General features: G+C 66.9%; 8 protein-coding genes and 1 pseudogene. 6 read left to right on the top strand and 3 right to left on the bottom strand.

Annotated features, from left to right (window positions below; genetic code table 11):
- Complete coding sequence (pks13, locus tag AC5Y39_RS14055) at positions 1-5,307, top strand: polyketide synthase Pks13 (RefSeq protein WP_500021187.1); 5,307 nt, start codon at positions 1-3, stop codon at positions 5,305-5,307.
- A gap of 78 nt (positions 5,308-5,385) precedes the next feature.
- On the opposite strand, the gene AC5Y39_RS14050 is transcribed toward pks13, so the two are convergent.
- Positions 5,386-5,571 (bottom strand): hypothetical protein, encoded by a 186-nt coding sequence (locus AC5Y39_RS14050; protein WP_500021189.1) that lies wholly within the window; start codon positions 5,569-5,571, stop codon positions 5,386-5,388.
- 549 nt (positions 5,572-6,120) lie between these two features.
- On the opposite strand from AC5Y39_RS14050, the gene AC5Y39_RS14045 reads away from it, so the two are divergent.
- The 5 genes from AC5Y39_RS14045 (at position 6,121) to AC5Y39_RS14025 (ending at position 10,447) form a co-directional block, all read left to right on the top strand.
- Positions 6,121-7,107, top strand: coding sequence for a hypothetical protein (locus AC5Y39_RS14045; protein WP_500021191.1), 987 nt, complete (start codon positions 6,121-6,123; stop codon positions 7,105-7,107).
- A complete protein-coding gene (locus tag AC5Y39_RS14040) occupies positions 7,107-7,370 on the top strand; it encodes a hypothetical protein (protein WP_500021193.1) in 264 nt (87 codons plus the stop codon). The genes AC5Y39_RS14045 and AC5Y39_RS14040 overlap by 1 nt, the downstream gene beginning before the upstream one ends.
- A gap of 45 nt (positions 7,371-7,415) precedes the next feature.
- Entirely contained in the window at positions 7,416-8,195 is a 780-nt protein-coding gene (locus AC5Y39_RS14035; RefSeq protein ID WP_500021195.1) for a hypothetical protein, read from the top strand.
- A gap of 23 nt (positions 8,196-8,218) precedes the next feature.
- Complete coding sequence (locus tag AC5Y39_RS14030) at positions 8,219-9,781, top strand: acyl-CoA carboxylase subunit beta (RefSeq protein ID WP_500021276.1); 1,563 nt, start codon at positions 8,219-8,221, stop codon at positions 9,779-9,781.
- A gap of 114 nt (positions 9,782-9,895) precedes the next feature.
- On the top strand, positions 9,896-10,447 hold the full coding sequence (locus AC5Y39_RS14025) for a dihydrofolate reductase family protein (protein WP_500048231.1): 552 nt from the start codon (positions 9,896-9,898) through the stop codon (positions 10,445-10,447).
- 79 nt (positions 10,448-10,526) lie between these two features.
- Here AC5Y39_RS14025 and AC5Y39_RS14020 read toward each other — a convergent pair.
- Positions 10,527-13,713: pseudogene (locus tag AC5Y39_RS14020) on the bottom strand (arabinosyltransferase domain-containing protein); the annotation flags it as partial.
- A 70-nt stretch (positions 13,714-13,783) separates the two neighbouring features.
- The gene (locus tag AC5Y39_RS14015; RefSeq protein ID WP_500021278.1) at positions 13,784-17,044 is read right to left on the bottom strand and encodes an arabinosyltransferase domain-containing protein; all 3,261 of its coding nucleotides are present in this window, start codon (positions 17,042-17,044) and stop codon (positions 13,784-13,786) included.
- Positions 17,045-17,046: the final 2 nt, after the last annotated feature.

Below are 17,046 nucleotides of genomic sequence, written 5' to 3'. Positions count from 1 at the left end.
ATGGCAGACAACGAGATTCCCGATACCCCCCAGGGCGATTCCCCGGCTAGCGCGCGGCCCGAGACCGTCGCCGAGATGCGGACCTGGCTGCGCAACTGGGTGGCCAACGCCACCGGCCAGGCCCCGGACGCCATCGACGAAACCACCCCGATGGTGGAGCTGGGCCTCTCGTCACGCGACGCGGTCGCGATGGCCGCCGACATCGAGGACCTGACCGGGGTGACGTTGTCGGCGACGGTCGCGTTCCAGCACCCGACCATCGAGTCGCTGGCGGCCCGGATCATCGAGGGCGAGCCGGAAGCCGAGGACGTCGACGACGACGAGAACTGGTCACGCGAGCGCGACGTGCCCGACATCGCGATCGTCGGGCTGTCCACCCGCTTCCCCGGCGACATGAACACCCCCGAGGAAACGTGGCAGGCGCTCCTGGAGGGTCGCTCCGGGATCAGCGACCTGCCCGAGGGCCGCTGGTCGGAATTCCTCGAAGAGCCGCGCATCGCCGAGCGGGTGGCCAAGGCCCGCACCCGCGGCGGCTACCTCAAAGACATCAAGGGCTTCGACTCTGAGTTCTTCGCGCTGTCGAAGATGGAGGCCGACAACCTCGACCCGCAGCAGCGCATGGCGCTCGAATTGACCTGGGAGGCACTGGAACACGCGCGCATCCCGGCGTCGAGCCTGCGCGGTCAGAGCGTCGGCGTCTACATCGGCTCGTCCAACAACGACTACAGCTTCCTGGCGGTGTCGGACCCCACCGTCGCGCACCCGTACGCGATCACCGGCACGGCGAGCAGCATCATCGCCAACCGGGTGTCGTACTTCTACGACTTCCGCGGTCCGTCGGTGGCCGTCGACACCGCGTGCTCCAGTTCGCTTGTGGCAGCGCACCAGGCGGTGCAGGCGCTGCGCGCGGGCGAGTGCGACGTGGCCCTGGCCGGTGGCGTCAACGCGCTGATCACCCCGATGGTGACCATCGGTTTCGACGAGGTCGGCGGTGTGCTGGCGGCTGACGGCAGGATCAAGTCGTTCTCCTCTGACGCCGACGGCTATTCGCGCGCCGAGGGCGGCGGCATGCTGGTGCTCAAGCGGGTCGAGGACGCCCGCCGCGACGGCGACCAGATCCTGGCCGTGATCGCCGGCAGCGCGGTCAACCACGACGGCCGGTCCAACGGTCTGCTGGCACCAAACCCCGACGCTCAGGCCGACGTGCTGCGCAAGGCCTATAAGGACGCGGGCATCAACCCACGCACCGTCGACTACATCGAGGCGCACGGCACCGGCACCATCCTCGGTGACCCGATCGAGGCCGAGGCGCTGGGCCGCGTCGTCGGCAAGGGCCGCCCCGCGGACAAGCCGGCGTTGCTGGGTGCGGTGAAATCCAATGTGGGACACCTTGAATCGGCCGCGGGTGCGGCCAGCCTGGCCAAGATCGCGCTGGCGCTGTCGCACGACAAGCTGCCGCCGTCGATCAACTACGCCGGTCCCAACCCGTACATCGACTTCGACGCGGTGCGGCTGAAGGTCGCCGACACCGTCACCGACTGGCCGCGGTATTCCGGCTACGCGATCGCAGGCGTGTCCGGCTTCGGGTTCGGCGGCGCCAACGCGCACCTGGTGCTGCGCGAGGTGCTGCCCCGCGACGTGATCGAGAAGGAGCCCGAGCCCGAGCCGGTGGTCGAGGAGAAGCCCGCCGAGAAGGCAGGTGTGTACGTCGGCGGTGTGCTGATCGAAGACGACGACGAAGAAGCCGACTTCTACGGCGTGCACGCCAGCATGGCCGACGAGTCGGACGACGAACTGCCAGGCCTGACCGACGAAGCCTTGCGGCTCAAGGAGATTGCGCTGCAGGAACTGGAGGAGTCACCGCCGCCCGCACCGGCGATCCCGCTGGCGGTGTCGGCGTTCCTGACATCGCGCAAGCGCGCCGCGGCTGCCGAGCTGGCCGACTGGATCGACAGCCCGGAGGGCCGGGCGTCGTCGCTGGAGTCGATCGGCCGGGCGTTGTCGCGCCGCAACCACGGTCGCTCGCGTGCGGTGGTGCTGGCCCATGACCACGACGAGGCCATCGCAGGTTTGCGTGCGATCGCCGAGGGCAAGCAGCGCCCGAACGTGTTCACCGCCGACGGTCCGGTGACCAACGGGCCGGTGTGGGTGCTCGCCGGTTTCGGTGCGCAGCACCGCAAGATGGCCAAGAGCCTGTATCTGCGCAACGAGGTGTTCGCCGACTGGATCAACAAGGTCGACGCGCTGGTGCAGTTGGAGCGCGGACACTCGATCCTTGAGCTCATCCTTGACGACGCGGTCGATTACACCGACGAGACCACCGAGCTGCCGATCGAGAAAGTGCAGCTGGTCATCTTCGCGATTCAGGTGGCGCTCGGTGAGCTGCTCAAGCATCACGGCGCCAAGCCCGCCGCGGTGGTCGGGCAGTCGTTGGGCGAGGCTGCCGCCGCCTACTTCTCCGGTGGCTTGTCGCTGGAGGACGCCACCCGCACCATCTGCTCGCGCTCGCATCTGATGGGCGAGGGCGAGGCGATGCTGTTCGGCGAGTACATCCGGCTGATGGCACTGGTCGAATACTCCGCCGATGAGATCAAGACCGTGTTCGCCGACTTCCCGGAGCTGGAGGTGTGCGTCTACGCCGCACCCGGCCAGACGGTGATCGGCGGCCCGCCGGCACAGGTCGACGCGATCATCGAGCGCTGCGAGAAGGAAGGCAAGTTCGCGCGCAAGTTCCAGACCAAGGGCGCCAGCCACACCTCGCAGATGGACCCCCTGCTGGGCGAGCTGGCGGCTGAGCTGGTTGGCATCCAGCCCCGGCCGATCACCACCGGCTACTACTCGACCGTGCACGAGGGCAACTTCATCCGCCCCGGCCAGACGATCCACGACGTCGACTACTGGAAGAAGGGCTTGCGGCACTCCGTGTACTTCACGCACGGCATCCGCAACGCCGTCGACAACGGGCACACCACGTTCCTGGAGCTCGCGCCAAATCCGGTGGCGCTCATGCAGGTTGGCCTGACCACCGCTGCGGCGGGCCTGCACGACGCGCAGCTGATTCCGACGCTGGCCCGCAAACAAGACGAAGTCGAGTCGATGATCGCCGCGATGGCGCAGCTGTTCGTCTACGGCCACGACCTCGACATCCGCACACTGTTCACGCGCGCTGCCGGCCCCGCCGACTACGCGAACATCCCGCCGACCCGGTTCAAGCGCAAAGAGCACTGGCTCGACGCCCACTTCACGGGTGACAGCTCGGTGATGATGCCCGGAAACCACGTCGCGATGCCCGACGGCCGCCACGTCTGGGAATACCGCCCGCGCGGTGAAACCGACCTGGCTGCGTTGGTGAAAGCCGCTGCCGCGCAAGTGCTTCCGGATGCCCAGTTGACGGCGTCCGAGCAGCGCGCGGTGCCCGGCGAGGGCGCGCGGCTGGTGACCACGCTCACCCGGCACCCGGGAGGTGCGTCGGTGCAGGTGCATGCGCGCATCGACGAGTCGTTCACTCTGGTCTATGACGCGATCGTGTCGCGGAGCGGCCAGGTGGCGGCGCTACCGTCAGCCGTCGCTGTGGGAACTGTTGCAGCCCAGCCGGTTACACAGGAGGCCGCTTCAGAGTCCGAGGACCAACCCGACGCGGAAATCCTGCATGACAACCTGACCCAGGGCGCCAACCTCGGCGCCGGGTTCGCCAAGTGGTCGCCCGACTCCGGTGAGACCGTGCATGATCGGCTGGCCGCAATCGTCGGTGGCGCAATGGGATACGAGCCCGAGGATCTGCCGTGGGAGGTTCCGCTGATCGAACTCGGCCTGGACTCGCTGATGGCGGTGCGGATCAAGAACCGCGTCGAGTACGACTTCGACCTGCCGCCGATCCAGCTGCAGGCCGTGCGCGACGCGAACCTGTACGCGGTCGAGAAGCTGATCGAGTACGCGATCGAACACCGCGACGAAGTGCAGCAGCTGCACGAGTACCAGAAGACCAAGTCCGCCGACGAGATCGCCGAAGAGCAGGCCCGGCTGCTGTCCGGGGCGTCGGTGCAGACCGTCACCGCCCCGGCACCGGACCCGCAAGCCGAACCACAAACCCAGGCGGAAGACCCTGAGCCACCGGACATTCCGCCGCCACCACCGTCGGACAACCCGGCCGGACCGCCCCGGGAAGGCAAGCCCGATCTTGCGGCTGCCGCCGCGGCGCTGAATCAGCAGGCGATCACCGAAGCGCTTGGCGCTGACGTGCCGCCGCGCGACGCGTCAGAGCGGGTCACGTTCGCCACATGGGCGATCGTCACCGGCAAGTCGCCGGGCGGCATCTTCAACGAGCTGCCCGAGGTTGACGACGCGATCGCGGAGAAGATGGCGCAACGGCTTTCGGAGCGCGCGGACGGGCCGATCACTGCCGAGGACGTCAAGACGTCGAGAACCATCGAAGAACTTGCGGACAAGGTGCGCCAGTACCTCGAAGCCGGTCAGCTGGATGGGTTCGTCCGGATCATCCGCGCCCGTGAAGAGGGCTCGAACAAGGTGCCGGTGTTCGTATTCCACGCGGCCGGTGGGTCGACCGTGGTGTACGAGCCGCTGCTGAAGCGGTTGCCGCCGGACACGCCGATGTACGGCTTCGAGCGCGTCGAGGGCACCATCGAAGAGCGTGCGGCGCAGTACATTCCGAAGCTGCGCGAGCTGGGCGGCGACGGGCCGTTCATCCTGGCCGGCTGGTCGCTGGGCGGCGCGCTGGCGTATGCCTGTGCGATCGGGCTCAAGGAACAGGGCTGCGACGTACCGTTCGTCGGGCTCATCGACGCCGTGCGGCCGGGCGAGGAGATCCCGCAGACCAAGGAGGAGACCCGCAAGCGCTGGGAGCGTTACGCGCGGTTCGCCGAGCGCACTTTCAACGTGCAGATCCCCGAGATTCCGTACGAGGAGCTCGAAAAGCTCGACGACGCAGGGCAAGTGCAGTTCGTGCTGAACGCCGTCAAGGAAAGCGGTGTGCAGATTCCCGGAGGGATCATCGAGCACCAGCGCACGTCGTATCTGGATCAGCGTGCGATCGACACCGCTGAGATCCGGCCCTACGACGGGCACGTCACGCTCTACATGGCCGACCGCTACCACGACGACGCGATCATGTTCGAGCCGCGCTACGCCACCCGAAAGCCCGACGGCGGCTGGGGTGAGTACGTGTCCGATCTCGAGGTGGTGCCGATCGGTGGCGAGCACATCCAGGCCATCGACGAGCCCTACATCGCCAAGGTCGGCGCTCATATGAGTCAGGTGCTCGCCAAAGTCGAAGCGCAGCAGAAGGTTTAACCCCGTCGAACAAGATGTGCGGGCGCACCACGGACGCATGCAGCACGAACTCATCCACCCCGCCGCTGGGGTGAAGTCTTAATCTGGATCGGGGGGATCGTGCAGCGGTGGCGGCGGGCTGCTGGGTCGCATGCCGGTGGTCGAGGTCGGGTTGATGAGAGGGTCGGCCCGCCCATCGCGGATGCGCTTGAAGTACCACAACGAGGCGGCGACGAACAGCGCCATTAGCACGAAACAGCCTACGGCCGCGGCAATCTCGGTCATGAGTTCCTCGGGCAGGCGGATAGTAGTGCGGCGACGGCGCGTTCGTGCGCGCCATTGCAGGTTTTGTACGTCTGCAGAAATTGCCAATCGTCGGCGGTGAGCTGACTTGGATCAGCGCCCACCGGTCGCGGGCGTTCGACGGTGTGACGCCACAGGTCAACCATAGCCGTGTCGAGGACCCTTTCCCTGCTTGCAGATCTCAGCGATACCGAAATTAGCGCGCTTGGCTGTCGACAATTGACCTTAAGCTCATGGCATGGACGCAGACGGAGTCATCGTCGACGCGGAGGGCCTCTTGGGCTTTGCCGCGGTGTGCGGGCGGCATGCGGCTGATGTGGCCGAGATAGCTGCCTGCCCACCGGCTGTTTCGGCCACCGGGCAGGCCAGCGCGGCTGCGGTCAGCGAATTTCACTCAACTGTGTCGAGCGTTGGTTACGTCCTTGGGCGTCTCGTTGCCGGCACCGGAGACCTCGCCACCCTAGCCGCACACCGGTACGCCGCACGAGACGCGAGCAATGCCGAAAACCTGGCCTCTGTGGAGCAAATTTGTTGACGCTTTCCGCAATCCGGCGCTGGGATGTCACCCATCTGCACGACGCCGCCGTTCACTGGCAACGCTGTGCTGAGCAGTGGGAAGAGTCATTCACCGCAGTGCATCGCGAAGCGACGTATCCGGGAGGCAGCGAATGGCACGGGCAGGGCGCCGAGGCGGCCTTAGCGCAGACCGCCAAGAATCGCGACATCGCCACCGGAGTTGCCGACAACATGCGCGACGCAGCCAGCAACGCTCGCGCCGGCGCTGATGAAATCGCCTACGCCAAACATGCCGCACTACGCGCGGTGAAGCGAGCGGAGGCCAACGGCTTCACGGTCGGCGAGGATTTGTCAATCAATGACCGGAATTTGGATCTGAACCCCTCGACGCAGGCCGCGCGCCGAGCCCAAGCTAAAGCACACGCCGAGCACATCACCGCCCAGGTGGAACGCCTGCTAGCCATCGACAATGAAACCGCAGCCCGGCTCACCAACGCCGCCGCACCGCTATCCCAGCACATTGGAATTCTGCAAGATCGGCTAGCGTCGCCTCATCGAAACCGCCAAACCGGCACCGACTCGCAGGGTGTCGCAGCCCAGGTTTCGTCAGCAGCAGACGCTGAGATCGTCACGGACCGCGGGCGCGCCGTGGTACAGACGGTGGACTTCAGGCAGGGGCCGTCGCCGACCCCGCCCACTCCGCCACCCCCACCGGTCACTGGCGAACCGATCAACTTGCCACCGCGACCCACGCCACCCCCGGTAGTCATCACAGCTGCGCCGCCGGATGGGCCAAACACCCAGGTGCCCCGGCCTGGATTTCCAGGCTGCAGCGGGGAGGAACAGCTCAAAGATTTCGGTGAAATCCTCGCCGGTGTCGTAGGGATCGCAGTGTCGGTACCCGCCGAAGGAGTAACCGCTGGGGCTTCCACTGCCGGGATCCTCGCTGGTGCCTCCGCCGTCGTAGACGGTGTTGTCTCACTGGACCAATGCAGTAGATGATGCCGTTGGTGGTGGCTGCGGCCACGCTGGGATTGCTGATTGGGCTCGCCTTGCGTCGCGCGGTTCAATGTGGCGCACGCAATGGCGCGCAACGGGCGCGACGATTGCAAGTACTTTATGCCTGCTCGATGCTTGTCATCGCGGCTTTTCTCGCTCACGACGCATTGACAAGGGACAGGCTGCGATACGTCAACATCGCGGTTATGGCCACGTCGATCACTGCCGCAGTCATCGCACTAAAGTCCGGCCGCCGCGACGCGTGAGCACTCCGCGGCGGATGTATTTGCGACGGCGTCTCGGTAGCGGGAATGCAAAGGGTCATTAATGGGCCTAGGAGGGCGAAAGGGCCTCGCAGGCGCCTATTCCGCTATGCCATCGCCTGCACCCTTTTCTTGCTTGCAGGTCTCAACCTGCTATTCGGATCGGCCTGGTATCTGTCTCTCGGTGCCGCTGTGGGCGGCGGCATCATCCTGATTGGGCAGCGCAAGCTTTTGGCTGCCGGGGTCAGCCGGTCGGGCGACGAGATTGTCTGCCGTTACATTCCCTGGTACGAGAGCAACGCTTACGGCGCGATAGTGCTGATTCCGCTGTTAGGGATTGCCGCTATTGGCGCGGCTCTTAATCATCAGGGTCGGCCGCCGGCGTGGCTATGGTTGGTCGGCACCATCCTTCTCGGGGTGGGCCCATTGGCGTTGTACGGTGCGGTTCGCATGTGGCGACATTCGTTCTTGCGCATCTCTCCGTCGACGTTGACCGTGCGGTTAGCCAAGGGCAGTACGACCGAAATCCGGCGTGAGCTAGTCGAGTCGATCACTCCCAAAACCGGATCGACGGGGCTCGGTGCCCGCTCGCAGCAAGTTGAGATTTCGTATCGCTTAAATCACTCGAGTAGAAGCAACGAAGCGAGAAAGACGGTGTTGCTCGGTTCGCAACTGAGCGTCGAGCCGTCCAACCTCCTGCACGGCCTGGTCGCGTGGAAAGACGCCGCTGGTGACATCCCGGGCGATCTGCTCGCTAGGATCCAGCAGATCCTTGAGGGCCAGCGAGTAACCTGTCGTGATTCGAGGCGGGATGGAGGCCTCCTTTAGGATTGCGTGTTGTGACTGAGACTCTGTCAACCAGCCGCGCGCACACCACGGCCGAGAAGTTGGCCGAACTCCGCGAAAAGCTGGAGCTGGCGAAGGAGCCCGGCGGGGCGAAGGCGGCCGCCAAGCGCGACAAGAAGGGCATCCCCAGCGCCCGCGCCCGCATCCACGCGCTGCTGGATCCCGGTAGCTTCCTGGAGATCGGCGCGCTGTGCCGCACACCGGGTGATCCGAACGCGCTCTACGGCGACGGCGTGGTGACGGGGCACGGCCGTATCAACGGACGGCCGGTCGGCGTGTTCAGCCACGACCAGACGGTGTTCGGTGGAACGGTCGGGGAGATGTTCGGCCGCAAGGTCGCCAAGCTGATGGAGTGGGTGGCCATGGTCGGCTGCCCGATGATCGGCATCAACGATTCGGGCGGCGCGCGCATCCAGGACGCGGTGACGTCGCTGGCGTGGTACGCCGAGCTGGGCCGCCGGCATGAGCTGCTGCGCGGCATGGTGCCGGAGATCTCGATCATCCTCGGCAAATGCGCCGGGGGAGCGGTCTACTCGCCGATCCAGACCGACCTCGTCGTCGCGGTGCGTGATCAGGGCTACATGTTCGTCACCGGACCCGACGTGATCAAGGACGTCACCGGCGAAGATGTCACGCTCGACGAACTCGGTGGCGCCGACGCCCAGGCGCGCTACGGCAACATCCACCAGGTCGTCGAATCAGAGGCAGCGGCGTTCCAATATGTGCGCGACTACCTGTCGTTCTTGCCCGCCAACACATTTGACGACCCACCGATCGTCAACCCGGGGCTGGAGCCGGAGATCACGCCGTACGATCTCGAGCTGGATTCGATCGTGCCGGACTCCGACAATGCGGCCTACGACATGCACGAGATCCTGCTGCGCATCTTCGACGACGGCGACGTCTTCGATGTCGGTGCGCAGCGCGGCCAGGCGATCATCACTGCGTTCGCGCGTGTCGACGGCCGGCCCGTCGGCGTGATCGCGAATCAGCCCATGGTCTTGGCCGGGGCGATCGACAACGAGGCCTCGGACAAGGCGGCCGGATTCGTCCGGTTCTGCGACTCCTTCAATCTGCCTTTGGTTTTTGTCGTCGACACACCTGGGTTCCTGCCGGGTGTCGAGCAGGAGAAGAACGGCATCATCAAGCGCGGTGGCCGGTTCCTCAACGCGGTGGTCGAAGCCGATGTGCCGAAGGTGACGATCACGATTCGCAAGTCCTACGGCGGCGCGTACGCGGTTATGGGGTCCAAGCAGCTCTCCGCCGACTTGAACTTCGCGTGGCCCACCGCGCGGATCGCGGTGATCGGCGCAGAAGGCGCCGCCCAGCTGTTGATGAAGCGCTTCCCCGACCCGAATGCGCCTGAGGCACAAGAGGTGAAGCGTCAGTTCATCGAGGGCTACAACCTCAACATGGCAATCCCGTGGATCGCGGCGGAGCGCGGGTTCATCGACGCGGTGATCCAGCCGCACGAGACCCGGCTGCTGCTGCGCAAGTCGCTGCACCTGCTGCGCGACAAGCAGAAGTGGGACCGCGTGCAGCGCAAGCACGGACTGCTCCCGATCTAATTCCCGCGAGGGTGCGTGTCTGAACAGCGGCACGCCGCACAACCTGTACCGCAGCGCACCTTCGCGGCCCGACGAGCGCGATGATTTTTCCCGTGCGTGGCGGTCTATCCGGGCATGAGAAAGATCAAAGCGGGGCTCTTCATCGCGCTCGACGGCGTCGTGGAGGCGCCCAACGAGTGGCATTTCCCCTACTTCAACGAAGAAATGGGTGCCGCCGTCGACGGCACGCTCGGCACGGCTGACACCATCCTGCTCGGTCGCAAGACCTACGACAGCTTCGCGGGAGCCTGGCCAGACCGGGAGAAAGGCGATGGCGACGAAGCGGAATTCGCCAAGAAGCTGGGCGACGCCCGCAAGATCGTCGTCTCCCGCCAGAAGCTCGAGTTCACCTGGCGCAATTCAGAACAACTCGGCGGAGACCTGCTCGAGGCCGTCCCCGCACTGAAGAACGAACCCGGCGGCGACATCGCAATGAGCGGCTCGGTGTCGGTAGTGCGCCAGCTGCTCGACGCGGGGCTGCTCGACGAGCTGCACCTACTACTTCATCCGATTGCCGTGCGCAAAGGCACGCGGCTGTTTGGGGACGGCGACGCGATACCGCTCAAACTGCTGTCCTCACAGACGTTCAAGACGGGCGTGCTGAACCTCGTGTATGCGCCGCAATGAGCTTGTCCGGTGGCACGAGCGTGCGCCGTTGTACGCAATGCGTCGGCGTGTCGGTGTACTAACACGCACGCTCGCGGCCCTAAGGCTTGATCCTGATGTGGCCGGGCTTCCACAGGCCACTGCGGGTCGCGGTGCCGACGTCCAATGTGGCCGGCGTGGCTTCGACGATCGTGTCGAACTTGCGCAGCGACCCCCAGTCCCTGCCCCAGTCATGCGACAGGTAGGTCGCCATCACATGGGCGCGCAGCAGCAGATCCGTGATTCCCAACAGCCCGCCGTTGAGGCCGTCTTCCCAGGTGTCGGTGTCCTGCTTCTTGGCGGTGTAGTCGGGTGTGATGCGGAAGGCGGGGATCTCGGTGACACCGAGGTTGTGGTACATCGGCCGCTGGCACGGGAAGGCAAGTCCCACAGCCCAATCCATCAGCACCGGCTTCGTCGAGCCGACGTACTCCTGCACTGAACGCAGTTCCGGCACCCGCGGCGGTGTCACCGCCACCCAGTCGCCCGGCGTCAGCGACAGGTCCTCGGCCACCACCCGCACCGCCACCGCGTCACGGGGGATGTCTGAGCGCGCAAATCGCAGATTGCGCCACGACGGCGTCGGCCCGAGGTCGTAGGGCACCAGCCGCCCAGCCGGCGCCAACCCTCCGTCGGCACCACGCCGCGCCACCTCCAACTCGACGGATTGGCCCTTGCTGTACCCGTTGAGCACGCTGTAGCCACTGATCGTCCCGGCCGCTGTCACCACCACCAGCGGATGGCCGTCGTCGGCGGGCGGCAGGTCGTACCACGCCGACGTCAGCCTGCTCTGCTGCTGCGGCCCCTCGACCCAGCTGCCCGCCACCGGCGTGCGAGCCGGATCCAGCCCGTACGGCAGCGGCACCGTCGACCCGTTCACCCCGGGCTGCGACAGCTTGGTGGCAGCGTCCCAGTCGTAGTCGGTGCCGGGCTGCGGCAGGTTCACGTGAATCGACTCGGCCACAATCTGATCCGGCACGCCGTTGGGCGTAAAGCCCACCGGTTTCGCGCCGCCCAGCGGGCCCAGCGGGCCGTAGTCACCGGGCAGTGGCCGCAGGAAGCCGTTGTTCGTGTCGGGTTCGACGAGCACGTCGTCGGCCAGACCGCAGCCGCCGACGAACGCGCGCAGGTTCGCCGCGGCGTTGGAGTACGTCGGATATTGGCGCACCACACCGGCCAGCATCGAACCGACGAACACCACCACCATCAGACCCGCCGCCAACGGGATCGGTGCCGCGGTCAGCAGTCGCGCCAGCCGCCCGCTGCCATGCTCCCGCGCCACGAAGTGAAGCCATACCGCATACAGAGCGGTCACCGCGAACAAGGCGAAAAACACTGTGCTGACAGTGATTCCGCCGATCTTCGGCATCGCATTGTTGAATGGGATGCCGTAGCTGGAGACATACCACCAGCCGTTGGTGGTGGCGAAGCACAACGCCAGCGTGAAGAACACCGCCGCCAAAAACGCCATCCGGTTGCGCGACCATCGCAGCACCGAGGGCGACACCAGCACCGTGGCCACCGCCGCCATCGCCGCACCCACAGCGGCGAACAAGCCGAAGTGGTGCACCCACTTGGTGGGGGTGAACATCAGGAAGAACATGGTCCCGAATATCACGCCCATCAGCCGCCACACCGGCCCGCGTGCCACTCCGGGAATCCTCTTGCGCCGCAACATGATGAACATCGACGCGAACAGCGACAGCGCGGTGAACAGGAATCCGAAGCGCCGCGACAGAGATCCGTCAACCGTCGGCAAAATCAGGTAGTAGTACCGCAGGTTCTCGGTGTACCACTCTTGGCTGGGGCCGATCGCGGTGCGAATCCTGGTGGCTTCCAACACCGTTGCGAGTGTCTGGTCGGCGAATACCACCGTCAGGACGACGAAACCAGCAGCCAGCAGCGGTGCCACCAGCGGCCAGGTGCCGATCACCCGGTGGCGGCGCACCAGGATGCGCAGCAGCGGACGGCCACCGGCCAGCAGCGCGGCGACCGCGATCAGCCCCGTCGGTTGGATGCCGAGCGTGAATGCGGCGGTGATGATCGCCAGCGCTGCAGGCGTCAGCCGTCCGGAGATGATCGCGCGTTCGATCAGCACGTAGGTGATCAGCGCACCGGTGGCGATCTGACCCTCGGGCCGCAGCCCGTTGTTAAAGGGCATCCATGCCGCCAGCAGCACCAGCCCCGCCGCCCACATCGCGGCCCGACTCGACGCGACCGCGGGCCCCAATCGCGGCAGCACCTCCCGCGACAGCAGCAGCCAGCACACCAGCCCGCAGATCAAATCCGGCAGGCGCATCCAGATGCTGGCATCGCTCACGTGCGTCATCAGCGCGAGCACGTTGTAGTACCAGCCGAAGGGGTCCTCGGGGCTGCCGAACCAGCGGAAGTAGTTCGACATGTACCCGGCATGGCCTGCGGTGCGGGCCATTTGCAGGATGTAGCCGTCGTCGGAGGAGTTGGCACCGATGATGTGCCACACGAGGAATCCGCCGACGACGACCACGTCGGCGCCCGTGAAGAACCGCCAGCGGGCCGGGATGAGCTGATGCATCCGGCGGCCGTCGATGCGGTCCAGGCGCCACAACGCCAGCAGTGCGATAACGGTCGCCGCGACCGCGAGGATCATTGCGGCGAGCTTCAAAGTCGTTGGCTTGGTGGAGAATCGGGTGTCGACGACCGCGGAGAAGCTGAGTCCGGGCGGCGCGGGCCCGACCAGGTCGGTGAACACCCCGACGATCGCCGGCCGCAGGTTCGGGTCGGCGAACCCGCTGCGCAGCGGTTTACCCGTGGCGTCGGTCAGCCCGACGAAGGTCGCGAAGGTCCCCGCCTCCGACGAAGTGATCTCGAGTCGTTGGCAAGCCGGTGAAACCGCTTGCGCGCGAGGCACACTCGCGACCACCACGTTGCGGTCGACGACGTCGACACGCGAGCTGGTGACGTTGACCAGCAGCCCGAAGAGCGCGGCCTGCTTGCCGTTCTTCGGAGCGGTGCCCAGCACCAGGCCACCTTGCGGGGGCATGCTGCGGATCAGGTCGCACGGCACCGTCACGTTCATCGACACCGGCGCCTGCGAGATCAACGGCGCCGTGACGTTGGTTAGCGCCCCGTTTTGCGGCCAGTTCAGTGTCGCGGTGCTCTGCACCACCGGCAGCAGAGGTGTCGCGACCGACAACACGAACCCGACCAGCCCGGCGATCGTCGCCACCCAGCGGGCCACGGAGACGTCGCGGCGTACTTCGTCGACGCGGCCTGGCTGGCGGTCGGCGTTGGCGAAGACGTCGGACGGGCCGCTTGCGGTAAGAGCGTCAGAACCCGTCACGGCAGCGCCCTGATCGGTCCGACGCGAGTCCACCCGTGCACGATCTCACTTCCCTGCTCGATCACCGCGTCGGGTGCCTGCTCGGCGGGCACCACCCGCTCGTAGCGCTCGATCGCACCCCAATCGCGGTACCAGTCGTCGCGCAGATAGCTCGGAATCGTCGACGGACGCAGCAGCGCCTGCGTGAACAGGAACGGGCCGCCGTCCTCGGCGGACTGCCACTGGTTCGACGACACGACCATCTGCTTGTGGCTGGGAATGATCCGGTACTGCGGCAACTCTGCGACGCCGAGATGCTCCGAGAACGGCCGCTGGCACGGGAAGTTCGCGGCGGTGGCGATGTCCATCAGCACCGGCGTCTGTGAGCCGAGCAGCTGCTGGGCGGTTTCCAGGATCGGGACCCGCGGCGGCGTGAACGCGAACCACTGATCCGAGCTCAGGTTCGGGTCGTCGGCGACGATGCGGGCCACATTGGCTTCCGGCGGCGCCCAGGCCAGGGGGAATCGCAGGTTACGCCACGCCTTTTGCGGCGCCGTCTCGGCTGCCGTGACGTCGATCGGCTGGACGATCGACAGCGGCTGGAAGCTGCCGTCAGGGCGGCGCACACCCCACTGCAGCCGCAGCGACTGGCCGTAGTTGAACGCGCCGTCCTCGTCGTAGGACCAGATCGCGCCGGCCGCGGCGACGGTCACCAGCGGGCGGTCCGGCGTCCGGGGCGGCAGCTGATACCAGACCGAGGTGGCCTTGGCCGCGACGGTGTTCTCCTTGTAGCTGCCCATCACCGGCGTGCGTGCCGGATCGAGGCCGAACGGCAGAAACACCCGCGACCCGTTGACCCCGACGGGGCCGTAGCCACCCTCCGTGCCGGCCAGGTAGCCGACGGCGACGTTGGGCTTGTTCGGCGAGCCGTCGGAGTTCACGGTGCCCGGGTTGGCCGACACCGGCTCGACGGGCTCGAGCTTGTCGCCGACGCCGTTGGGCGTGAACCCGACCGGGTTGGCTCCGCCCAGCGGCCCGTACTGGCCGAACGGCTGGCCCGGAACGGGTTGCAGCAGACCGGCATTGGTGTCAGGTTCGACGAGCACGTCGTCGGCCATCGCGCAGCTCGTCTTCGACAGCCCGGACGCGAGCGCGTCGATGTTGGCCTTGGCGGTGGTGTAGACGGGATAGCGCTGCGCGGCGGCCTTGGCCATCGACCCCACCTCCAGCACCACCATGATGACCGCCACCACCAGCAGCGGCGTCGACGCGAGGATGCGGTTGCGGCGGTTGTCGGCCACCCGGGTGTGGCCGGCGTAGTCCATCCGGAAGTGCAGCCAGCCGGCCAGCAGCCCGGTGGCGATCGCCAGCGCCAAGAACATCGAGGTCACCGGATGCCGCGCGATCACCGGCTGCTTGTCGAACCACGGCACCCCATAGTTGCCGACGTAGAACCAGCCGTTGATGCCCGATGTCGCCCACGCCAATACGAACAGCAGCGCCGTGACATACAGGGCGAGGTTGCGGCGGCTGTGCAGTCCCAGCCGCGACACCGCGAACGCAGTCACCGCTCCCAGCGCTCCCGCCAGGCCGGCGAACGCCCCGAACTGCACCGCCCACTTGGTCGGGGTGAACGTGAGCAGCAGCAGCCCGACCGCGGTGGTGCCGATCAGCCGCCACACCGGCCCGCCGGCCAGCCCCGGCACGCCGCCGCGGCGCAGCAGCACCGCAAGCATTCCGAACAAGCACAGCAGCAGCACCAGCACCGCGAAGCGGCGGGTGAGCGACGAGTCAACGCTGTCTTCGACCGTCAGGAAGTAGTAGCGCAGGAACTCCTGATACCACGCGATCGTCGGGCCGACGACGTACTTGATGCGGGCCGACTCGGCGACCGTCGCGAGTGTCTGGTCGCGGAACACGACGACCACGATCAGCGCCAGCGACGCGCCCAGCGCGGCGATCGGGGCCAGAAGGCCGTCGGTGACCCGGCGGCGCGCGACGATCCGCGCGATCTGGCGCGCACCCACCAGCAGCGGTGCGAGCGCGATCAGACCTTGCGGTGCGACCGTCGCCGCCAGCGTGGCGACCACCACGGCCACCGCCGCCGGCCACAGTCGGCGAGTCGCGATCGAGCTCTCCACCAGCATCCAGGTGAGCAGCGTGCCGAACGCGATGATCGGCTCGGGCCGCAGCCCGTTGTTGAACGGCAGCCAGGCGGCCAAAAACACCGCGCCTGCCGTCCACACCGCCACGCGGTTGTCGGCCAGCTTGCGCCCGAGCCGCGGCAGCATGCCGCGCGACACGATCAGCCAGCACCCGATGGCCGCCAGGGTCGCGGGCAGCCGCATCCACACGCTGGCGGTGCTGACCGAGGCGAGCTGGCCGAGCACCGACTGATACCAGTCGAACGGGGCCTCGGTGGTGCCGAAGAACCGGTAGTAGTTGGCGACGTACCCGGCGCTGTGCGACACCCGCGCCATCGTGAGGTTGTAGCCGTCGTCGGACGACGTCGCGCCGATCAGATGCCACAGGACAAGCGTGCCGACGACGCCGACGTCGGCCAGCCAGGTCGCGACGTTGGCCCGCAGCCGTCGTGGAAGGCTGCCGCGCGGCCGCCGGCCCGAGTAGCGGTCCAGTACGGCCAGCGCGACGATCGCCGCGACCACGCAGACCACGCCGAGCACCATCACGGCCTGCTTGAGCAACGTCGGCGACGTGATGAACCGGGTATCGATGTCCACGCGTGCGCTCAAGCCGGGCTGTGGCGGCACTTTGAGGTCGGTGAAGATGCCGGCGACTTGCGGCTTCTCCTCCACCGCAAGCGTTCCCGTCGCTGCGGGGATGCCGGCGAAGTCGGCGCCCACCCCGCCGACGTTGGCCCACACGTGCAGCGCGCTGCAGGCGCCGGAGGCCACCGCGGCGCGAGGCGCGACCGCAGCAACGGAGTCGCGGAAGGCCACGACGACGGTGTCGGCGTTGGCCCGCACGAACAGCCCGTACTTGGTGGCGTCTGTGCCGCCCGGCGGAATTGTGGAGAACACCAGCCCACCGGACGGCGGCAGCGTCGCGATCGCCGAGCAGGGGATCGACACGTCCAGTGCCCTTGGCGCCCCGGACACCAGCGCCGCGGTCACGTCGGAGACGTTGCCGCTGGGGTTCTGCGGCCACAGGATCGTCGCGGTGGTCTGCCTGACCGGCAGCAGCGGGACCACTGCGCACAGCAGGATTCCGGCGATGTCCGCGACCACGGCGACCAACCGCGCGATGCGATGAGCCATCC

The sequence above is a fragment of the Mycobacterium sp. NGS39 genome (assembly GCF_059812765.1).
Note: the sequence above shows the minus strand (reverse complement) of the source record. Positions and strands in the feature narration are given on the sequence as shown.